Raw genomic sequence first — 9,180 nt, 5'->3', positions numbered from 1 at the left:
GTCTCGGCCGGTGCGGGGGCGGCCGGGGCCTCGGCGACCGGCGCCGGGGCGGCGGCGGGCTCGGCGGCCGGAGCGGCGGCCGGGGCAGCGGCGCCCGAGCCGTCGTCGATGATCGCCAGCTCGGCACCGACCTCGACGGTCTCGTCCTCGGCGACCTTGATGGACGCGAGGATGCCGGAGACGGGGGAGGGGATCTCGGTGTCGACCTTGTCGGTCGAGACCTCGAGCAGCGGCTCGTCGGCCTCGACGCGCTCGCCCTCGGCCTTCAGCCAACGGGTGACAGTGCCCTCGGTGACGCTCTCACCGAGCGCCGGAAGGGTTACGGAAACCGGCATGGTTTCTGTTGCTCCTAACGAAAGTGCGGAAGTGGTCGTCGCGCCCGTGACTGTGGATTAGTCGTGTGCGTGAAGCGGCTTGCCGGCCAGGGCCAGGTGGGCCTCGCCGAGGGCCTCGTTCTGGGTCGGGTGCGCGTGGATGAGCTGCGCGACCTCGGCCGGCAGGGCCTCCCAGTTGTAGATCAGCTGGGCTTCGCCGACCTGCTCGCCCATCCGGTCACCGACCATGTGGACGCCGACCACGGCACCGTCCTTGACCTGGACGAGCTTGATCTCGCCCGCGGTCTTCAGGATCTTGCTCTTGCCGTTGCCCGCCAGGTTGTACTTCAGGGCGACGACCTTGTCCGCACCGTAGATCTCCTTGGCCTTGGCCTCGGTGATGCCGACGGAGGCGACCTCGGGGTGGCAGTACGTGACGCGCGGGACGCCGTCGTAGTCGATCGGGACGGTCTTCAGACCGGCCAGGCGCTCCGCGACCAGGATGCCCTCGGCGAAGCCGACGTGCGCGAGCTGGAGGGTCGGGACCAGGTCACCGACGGCGGAGATGGTCGGCACGTTGGTGCGCATGTACTCGTCGACCAGGACGTAGCCGCGGTCCATCGCGACGCCCTGCTCCTCGTAGCCCAGGCCCTGCGAGACCGGGCCGCGGCCGATGGCGACCAGCAGCACCTCGGCCTCGAAGGTCTTGCCGTCGGCGAGGGTCACGCGGACGCCGGACTCGGTGTACTCGGCCTTCTGGAAGAAGGTGCCGAGGTTGAACTTGATGCCGCGCTTGCGGAAGGCGCGCTCCAGGATCTTGGAGCTGTTCTCGTCCTCGACCGGGACGAGGTGCTTGAGGCCCTCGATGACGGTGACGTCGGTGCCGAAGGACTTCCACGCCGAGGCGAACTCGACGCCGATGACGCCGCCGCCCAGGATGATCGCGGACTGGGGCACGCGGTCCAGGACCAGCGCGTGGTCCGAGGAGATGATGCGGTTGCCGTCGATGTCCAGGCCGGGCAGGGACTTCGGCACGGAGCCGGTCGCCAGCAGGACGTGGCGGCCCTGGATGCGCTGGCCGTTGACGTCGACGGAAGTCGGGGAGGAGAGGCGGCCCTCACCCTCGATGTAGGTCACCTTGCGGGAGGCGACCAGGCCCTGCAGACCCTTGTAGAGGCCGGCGATGACCTCGTCCTTGTACTTGTGCACACCGGCGATGTCGATGCCCTCGAAAGAGGCCTTGACACCGAACTGTCCGGCTTCGCGCGCCTGGTCGGCGACCTCACCGGCGTGCAGCAGAGCCTTCGTGGGGATGCAGCCGTTGTGCAGGCAGGTGCCGCCGAGCTTGTTCTTCTCGATCAGCGCAACGTCGAGACCCAGCTGGGATGCGCGGAGCGCCGCGGCGTAGCCGCCACTGCCACCGCCGAGGATCACTAGGTCGAAAACGGTGCTGGCGTCGTTCGCCACGTCACGTCCTCCATGCATGTGCGCCGGGCACCGGTCCTCTGTGACCGGGCGGCGGCTGGTAATCGGCCGCTTGTTTCTTCGGCCCTGTGGTGGGGGCCCTGTCCTGCCGAGAACCCATCTTCGCATTTGTCGGGGGAACGCGGGACGCCGGGCCCCGGGTGTGGACCGTCGTTCTGCCCGAAGTCCGGGTTACCCGGGCGTAGAAACCTACTGATCCTCAAGATTTCTTCCAGAGCGAACACACCCCGGGTCCAGGGTCCCGGTCCCGGGGTGCGGCGCGTGCCGCGGGGCGCGTCCCACCAGGTGGAACGCGCCCCGCGGCGGCCGGTGGCGGGGCGGGTCAGCCCAGGTCGCCGGTGGCGGTGCGCTCGGCGAGGCGCACCAGGGTGCGGACGGCGGAGCCGGTGCCGCCCTTCGGGGTGTAGCCGTACGGGGCGCCCTCGTGGAAGGCGGGGCCCGCGATGTCGAGGTGGGCCCAGGTGATGCCCTCGCCGACGAACTCCCGGAGGAAGAGGCCGGCCACCAGGCCGCCGCCCATCCGGACGCCCATGTTCGCCATGTCGGCGGTCGGGGAGTCCATCGTCTTGCGCAGGTCCTCGGGGAGCGGCATCGGCCAGGAGGCCTCGCCGACCTCCTCGGCGATCTCGTGGATCGAGGTGCGGAAGGCGTCGTCGTTGGCCATGATGCCGAAGGTGCGGTCGCCCAGGGCCAGCACCATGGCGCCGGTCAGGGTGGCCACGTCGACGATCGCGTCCGGGTTCTCCTCGGAGGCCTTCGTGAGGGCGTCGCCCAGGACCAGGCGGCCCTCGGCGTCCGTGTTCAGGACCTCGACGGTCTTGCCGCTGTACATGCGCAGCACGTCACCGGGCTTGGTGGCGGAGCCGGACGGCATGTTCTCGGCCAGGGCGAGCCAGCCGGTGACGTTGACCTTCAGGCCCAGCTTGGCGGCGGCGACGACCGACGAGAACACGGCGGCGGCGCCGGACATGTCGCACTTCATCGTCTCGTTGTGACCGGCCGGCTTCAGGGAGATGCCGCCCGAGTCGTACGTGATGCCCTTGCCGACGAAGGCGAGGTGCTTCTCCGCCTCCGGGTGGGTGTAGGCGATCTTCACCAGGCGCGGCGGGTTCTCGGAGCCCTTGCCGACGCCCATGATGCCGCCGTAGCCGCCCTTGATCAGCGCCTTCTCGTCCAGGACCTGCGCCTTGAGACCGAGCTCCTTGGCGGTCGCCGCGGCGATGGCGGCGAAGGCGGCCGGCGTGAGGTCGTTCGGCGGGGTGTTGATCAGGTCGCGGGCGACGTTGACCTCGGTGGCGACGACGGTCGCGCGCTCGGCGGCCGCCTTGTGCTCCTTGTCACGCGGCTTGGCGCCGAGCAGGGCCACCTCGGCCAGCGGCTGCTTGGGGCCACCGTTCTTGGCGGCCTTCTTGTCGCCGCCCTGGTAGGCGGTGAAGGCGTACGCGCCCAGCAGCGCGCCCTCGGCCACGGCGGTGACGGCGGAGGCGTCCTCCAGCGGGAGGGCGAAGGCCGCCTTCTTCGAACCGTGCAGGGCGCGGGCGGCGGAACCGGCGGCGCGGCGCAGGGCCTCCTCGTCGAAGGACTCGTCCAGCTCGGGCGCGGAGCCCAGGCCGACCGCCAGCACGACCGGGGCCTTGAGGCCGGCCGGGGACGGCAGCTTCGTGATCTCGCCTTCGGCGCCGGAGGCGCCGAGCGCGTCGAGCATGGCGGCGAGCTTTCCGTCGAACGCCGTGTCCACGGCCTCCGCGCCGGCGGCCACGACGAGCCCCTTCGGGCCCTTCGCCACGCCGACCACGAGGGCGTCGGCGCGCAGCGTCGCCGCGCCGGCAGTGCTGAGAGTCAGAGCAGTCACGGTGGTGAAGTCTCGCTTCCGTTTGTGTTATATGGGCGCTTCTGTCGCGTCGGGGTCGCCGGCCGCTCCGCAGCGATCGTATTCGGGCCCGACGGCCGCCGGAAACGAGCCTACGCGCAGCCCGTCATCCGTACGTCACTCCAAGGTTTGTCAAGTTGTTCGACCGGAGGGCCTCCAGGTTCACCCATCTGTGGACTCTGCTCCAGGTTTGCCGCCTAGACCTGACGAGGTCCGAGAGGATCGAGCCACTCTCGCAAGGGGACGCGGGGTCCTTTTGCATGATTTCCACAGAGCCTCTCCGGCCCGGCCTTCCGCCATGGGCCGGGTCGGGGGAGGCCTGCGGGGGGAAAGGCCGAAATGGTCAAGAAGAACCGGATGAACAGGGCCGCGGCAGCCATGGGCGTAGCGGCGCTGATGTCGGTCGCAGTACCCGCCACGACCGCCCACGCGGCGACCGTGGCCCCGCGCATCGACCTGAAGGTGCTGGTCGTCGACGACGGCGGCAGCTCGGTCGGGGCCATCACCGCGGAACTCCGCGACACCGGGGTGCCCTTCACGCGGATCGACCTGGGCAGCGCGAGCCGCCCCGTGATCGACGCCGCCTTCCTCAGCGACACCGTCAGCGGCCGGCCGCGCGCCAAGTACCAGGGCGTCGTCCTGCCCAACGAGAACCCCTTCGGCACCGGCTCCGCCGAGATGGCCGCGCTCACCGCCTACGAGACGGCGTACGGGATCCGCCAGGTCGACGCCTACACCTGGGCCCACCCCGAGGTTGGCCTGGAATACACCGACAACGGCGGCTACACCGGCACCCTCGACGGCACCCAGGCCGCCGTCACCGCAGCCGGCAAGGCAGGCCCCTTCGGCTACCTCGGCGGTCAAGTGACCTTCGAGGACAACTCTCCCCTGATTCCGGAGAGCTACGGCTTCATCGCCAAGCCGATGGCCGGCTACACCAGCCTCGTCGACGCCCCCGTCGGCTCCGGACGCGGCTCGCTCGTCGGCGAGTACGCCCACGACGGCCGCAGCGAACTCGTCGTCACCTTCGGCTACAACCAGTACCAGCAGCAGTTCCGGCTGCTCGCCCGCGGCATCGTCGAATGGCTCACCCAGGGCGTCCACCTCGGCCAGGAGCGCAACTACTTCGCCGTCCACGTCGACGACGTCTTCGCCCCCGACGCCCGCTGGGACAAGTCCCTCAACTGCACCCCCGGCGACTACGCCTGCGCGGGAGGCGAGGGCAAGGAGTCCACGATCCGCATGACGGCCGCCGACGCCCAGTACCTGGCGCAGTGGCAGACCTCCAAGGACTTCAAGCTGGACCTGCTCTTCAACGCGGGCGCCGGCGAGGAGTGGAAGACCGAGAACGGCGGCACCGACGCCCTCACCACCCAGCTGCTGGCCGACAAGGCCAAGTACCGCTGGATGAACCACACCTACACCCACCTCTTCCTCGGCTGCACCCAGGACGTCAGCGTCAACCCCTGGACCTGCACCAAGGACGCCCAGGGCCAGACCCTCTGGATGAGCCGGGCCGACATCTCGGCGCAGATCCGCGACAACAACAACTGGGCCGCCTCCAAGGGCCTCACCACCGACCGCTCCGAGCTCGTCACCGGCGAGCACTCCGGCCTCAAGACCCTCCCGCAGCAGCCCCAGGACAACCCCAACCTGGCCGGCGCCCTCGCCGACAACGGCGTCAAGTGGGCCGGCAGCGACAACTCCCGTGAACCCGACCAGCGGGCCGTCGGAGCCGCCCTCACCGTCCCCCGCTACCCGATGAACGTGTACTACAACACGGGCACCAACGCGGAGATGGCCGACGAGTACAACTGGATCTACACCAGCCGCACCGACGGCGGCAGCGGACTCTGCGAGGACAACCCGGCGACCTCCACCTGCCTCCCGGCCCCCCTCGACACCGCCACCGGCTACCTGGACTACATCGTCCCGGCCGAGGCGAAGACCGCCCTGCGCCACGTCCTCGCCAACGACCCCAAGCCGCACTACGTGCACCAGTCCAACCTCGCCGAGGACCGCACCCTCTACCCCGTGCTCAACCAGGTCCTCGACACCTACCGCTCCCTCTACGCGCCCAGCGCGCCCATCGTCAACCAGAGCATGAAGGCCACCGGCGTCGAGCTCCAGCGCCGCGCCGCCTGGAACAAGGCCGTCGACGCCGGCCAGGTCACCGCCTACCGCATCGGCAAGGACGTCACCATCAAGGCGCCCTCCGGCATCCTCGCCCCGGTCACCGCCCCCAACGGCACCAAGAAGCAGCTCCTGCTCGGCACCGCCGACTTCGGCACCGCCTACGCCGGCACCCGCTCCACCTGGACGGGCCCCGAACTGCTCCAGTCGGCGGTCACCCTCCACCTGCTCTGAGCCGCCCGCTCCGGCCCGCCCCCGACCGGGGGGCGGGCGCCCGGAGCCCCGCGGCCACCCGCTCCACCCGGCAGTACCCAGCGCCGGCGTCCGCCCACCACGGGCGCCGGCCCCTTTTCAGTCCTGGGGGGACTCAGCACATGAGCCATGGGCGTCATGTCACCATGCTCACCGAAGGCACCTACCCGCACGTCCACGGGGGCGTCAGCACCTGGTGCGACCAACTGGTACGCGGCATGCCGGAGGTCGACTTCAACGTCATAGCCCTGACCGGCTCCGGACGCGAACCGGTCACCTGGGAACTGCCGCGCAACGTCTACCGGCACACCGCCGTCCCACTGTGGGGCCCGCCGCCCCCCAAGGCCCGCCGCACCACCCTCCGCGGCAAGGCCCACCGCCGCTTCACCGAGGTCTACGAAACCTTCCTGCTCTCCCTGATCGCCCCCGAGCACGGCAGGGGGCCCCTCCCAGCGGCAGCCGGCGGATTCTCCGAGGCCCTGGCCGAACTTGCCCGCCTCGCCCGCGCCGGCCGCCTCGCCCCGGCCCTGCGCTCCGAAACCGTCCTGCGCCTGCTGATGGACGTATGGACCCGCCCAGGCCTGGCCACCACCGCCGCCGACCCCACCATCCACGACGCGCTCACCGCCACCGACCTGCTCGAACACGCCCTGCGCCCGCTCGCCGTGCGGATCCCGCCCGACAGCGTCGCCCACGCCGTCAGCAGCGGCCTCGCCACCCTCCCCGCCCTCGCCGCCAAACACCTCGACGGGGTCCCCTTCCTCCTCACCGAACACGGCATCTACCTGCGCGAGCGCTACCTCGGCTACCGCACCGCCGCCCAGCGCTGGCCCGTCAAGGCCCTGATGCTCGGCTTCTACCGGGAGCTGAACTCCGAGGGCTACCGGCAGGCCGACCTGATCACCCCCTGCAACCAGTACAACCGCCGCTGGGAAGAACGCGGAGGAGCCGCCTCCGAACGGATCCGCACCGTCTACAACGGCGTCGACCCGCACCTCTTCCCTGAAGCGGGCCCCGAACCCGACGTCCCCACCCTCAGCTGGTGCGGCCGCGTCGACCCCATCAAGGACCTCGAAACCCTCATCCGCGCCTACGCCTTCATGCGCCAGGAACTCCCCGCCCTGCGACTGCGCCTCTTCGGCCCCGTCCCCGCCGGCTGCGAGGAGTACAAGCTCCGCCTGGAGAAGCTCGCCGCCGAACTCGGCGTCGGCGACGGCATCACCTGGGAGGGCCGGATCAACGAGGTGGCCAAGGCCTACGCCGCCGGCAGCGTCGTCATGCTCTCCAGCATCAGCGAAGGCTTCCCCTTCAGCATCATCGAAGCCATGTCCTGCGGCCGCACCACCGTCTCCACCGACGTCGGCGGCGTCCGCGAAGCCGTCGCCGACACCGGCCTCGTCGTCCCGCCCCGGGAACCCGAGACCATGGCCCGCGCCACCCTCGCCCTGCTCCGCGACGACGAACGCCGCGCCGAACTCGGCCGCATGGCCCGCAGGCGGGTCGCCGAGAAGTTCACCCTCCACCAGTCCGTGGACGGCTTCCGCCACATCTACCGGGAACTCGCCGGCCAGCCCGTCCTCCCCGTCCACCCCGGCGACCAGTGGACCCAACGCCTCACCGACCCCTGGTACAAGGAACTCGCGGCCGACGGGAGCCTGTGGTGAGCGGATCCCTCTGGCTCAAGCCGCCCGGGCCGGAAGGCTCCTGGGTACCCGTCGGCCACGCGGCCTCCGCCTGCCGCCCCCGCCCCGTCGCCGCCGCGGGGGCCACGGACACCCTGCCCGTCCTTCCCCGCCCCGGCCGGGCCGGGGCGGGGCCGGCCGCCGCCGACCCCATGGACGAACTCGCCGGACGCCTCGACGCCTTCGTCGCCGCCGCCGTCCACCCCGACGAGATCGCCGCCGTCCTCGAATCCGACGGCATGACCGACGAGTACATCCGCCTCACCTACGGCCGCCCCGACTCCTTCACCCTCGCCGAGGAGCTCTACCACCGCGTCCCCCGGTCCTTCCCCGAGCCCGACGCCCTCCCCGACCCCTGGAAGGTCTCCCTCACCGCCTGCCTGCTCCGCGGGCTGATCTTCGCCCTGCCCGGCCTGGCCTACCTCCTCGGCGAACCACTCCTCGAAGGACCGCCCGACCGGCTCGGCCTGCCCGCCGGCACCCTCACCCTGCTCGCCGGCGCCCTCATCGGCTGGGTCTGGGACCAGACCCTCTCCCACCGCGCCTACTCCTGGCTCGGCCTCGGCGACCGGGCCGCCGCCGGACGCACCCTCCTCGTCGGCGCCCCCGTCGGCGCCCTGCTCGGCACCGCCGCCGCCTTCGCCGTACCGGGCGGCCCGCCCTTCTCCTACGCCTTCGCCGCCGGACAGGCCCTGTACGTGGGCGCCGCGACCGTCCTGCTCGTCCTGCGGCGCGAACAGCTGCTGCTCACCGCCCTCGCCCCGATGGCCGCCGGATCGGTGCTCGCGCTGTTCACCGACCCGCCCGTGCCCGTACGGGTGGCCCTGCTGCTGGTCTCCCTGACGGCCGCGTGCGCCCTGGCCCTGCGGGAACTCCCGCTCGCCGACGGGGTACGGGCCGCGGTGCGCAGGATCAGGGACCGGACGCAGCGCCACCCGGGCGAGGGGGGCGCCGTGCGCTGGCGGATGCTGCGCGGCGCCGAGGAGGACCACACCCGGCGTGGGCCCCGCATCGGGGACTCCGTGCCCTACGGGGTGTTCGGCCTGGGCACCGGCCTGCTCGTGCTGTACGCCGCCCTGGGCGAGGTGCTCACCGGCGGCCCCGCCGAAGCCGTCGCGGCCCCCTCGGCGGTGGCCCTCACCCTCAGCATGGGACCCGCCGAATGGCTGCTGCACCGCTTCCGCAGCGGCAGCCTCGCCGGGCTGCGCGCGGCCCGCTCGCCCCGGGCGTTCCGGCGGCGGATGCTCACCACCCTGGCCGGCTGCCTCGCCGCCTACCTGGCGGTGCTGCTCCTGCTGGGCACCGCCGGAACCCTGCTGTGGCCGCACGCCCCCGGCCTCACCTGGGTCCGCGTCACCACCCTGCTGCTCCTCGGCACCGTGATGTGGACCGGGCTGCTCCTGCAGTCCTTCGGCGCCGTCCGCCCCGCCGCCGTGGTCTGCGC

General features: G+C 71.6%; 6 protein-coding genes. 3 read left to right on the top strand and 3 right to left on the bottom strand.

Translation table 11 applies throughout. The features are described 5' to 3' along the window. The 3 genes from VR44_RS28325 to VR44_RS28315 form a co-directional block, all read right to left on the bottom strand. The coding region (locus VR44_RS28325) for a biotin/lipoyl-containing protein (RefSeq protein ID WP_045950453.1) at positions 1-335 on the bottom strand (335 nt) is incomplete at its 3' end. Positions 336-392: 57 nt separating this feature from the next. Further along, positions 393-1,781 (bottom strand): dihydrolipoyl dehydrogenase, encoded by a 1,389-nt coding sequence (lpdA, locus tag VR44_RS28320; RefSeq protein WP_045950452.1) that lies wholly within the window; start codon positions 1,779-1,781, stop codon positions 393-395. 340 nt (positions 1,782-2,121) lie between these two features. After that, positions 2,122-3,651: a leucyl aminopeptidase gene (locus VR44_RS28315; RefSeq protein WP_045950451.1), complete on the bottom strand. Its 1,530-nt coding sequence runs from the start codon at positions 3,649-3,651 to the stop codon at positions 2,122-2,124. A gap of 357 nt (positions 3,652-4,008) precedes the next feature. On the opposite strand from VR44_RS28315, the gene VR44_RS28310 reads away from it, so the two are divergent. The 3 genes from VR44_RS28310 to VR44_RS28300 all read left to right on the top strand — a co-directional run. Beyond that, complete coding sequence (locus VR44_RS28310) at positions 4,009-6,036, top strand: hypothetical protein (RefSeq protein WP_045950450.1); 2,028 nt, start codon at positions 4,009-4,011, stop codon at positions 6,034-6,036. A 140-nt stretch (positions 6,037-6,176) separates the two neighbouring features. After that, a complete protein-coding gene (gene pelF / locus VR44_RS28305) occupies positions 6,177-7,718 on the top strand; it encodes a GT4 family glycosyltransferase PelF (RefSeq protein ID WP_045950449.1) in 1,542 nt (513 codons plus the stop codon). After that, a partial coding sequence (locus VR44_RS28300) for a hypothetical protein (RefSeq protein WP_052713865.1) occupies positions 7,715-9,180 on the top strand: 1,466 nt, incomplete at its 3' end. The genes pelF and VR44_RS28300, both read left to right, overlap by 4 nt.

This window comes from Streptomyces katrae (assembly GCF_000966975.1).
GTDB classification, from domain to species: Bacteria; Actinomycetota; Actinomycetes; order Streptomycetales; family Streptomycetaceae; genus Streptomyces; species Streptomyces katrae.
Note: the sequence above shows the minus strand (reverse complement) of the source record. Positions and strands in the feature narration are given on the sequence as shown.